Below are 334 nucleotides of genomic sequence, written 5' to 3'. Positions count from 1 at the left end.
ATAACCTACTTTCACACTGGTTGCAGCACTATCATCGGCGCAAAGTCGTTTCACGGTCCTGTTCGGGATGGGAAGGGGTGGGACCGACTTGCTATGGTCATCAGGCTTTGACTTGTCCAAGCTTCGCCTTGCAGCGTTGCTCGCAATCCGGGAAGAAGTAAGTTCTTGTTGTTCTTGGGGTAGCAGTATCAACAAACTGCAGCTGTATTCTTGACTCGTCTATAGCCTACCAAGGTTATAGGGACAAGCCGTACGGGCAATTAGTACTGGTTAGCTTAATGCATTACTGCACTTCCACACCCAGCCTATCAACGTCCTGGTCTCGAACGACCCT

The 334-nt window shown here is 50.0% G+C and carries 2 rRNA genes; both read right to left on the bottom strand.

Annotated elements, in window-relative coordinates:
* Window positions 1-105: ribosomal RNA gene (gene rrf / locus LE190_RS21645) — 5S ribosomal RNA — on the bottom strand; the annotation flags it as partial.
* A 134-nt stretch (window positions 106-239) separates the two neighbouring features.
* Window positions 240-334 (bottom strand): 23S ribosomal RNA (locus tag LE190_RS21640); the annotation flags it as partial.

It is taken from the genome of Massilia hydrophila (assembly GCF_020208145.1).
Classification (GTDB): Bacteria; Pseudomonadota; Gammaproteobacteria; order Burkholderiales; family Burkholderiaceae_D; genus Telluria; species Telluria hydrophila.
The sequence above is the reverse complement of the archived record's forward strand: the minus strand, read 5'-3'. Positions and strand labels throughout refer to the sequence as shown.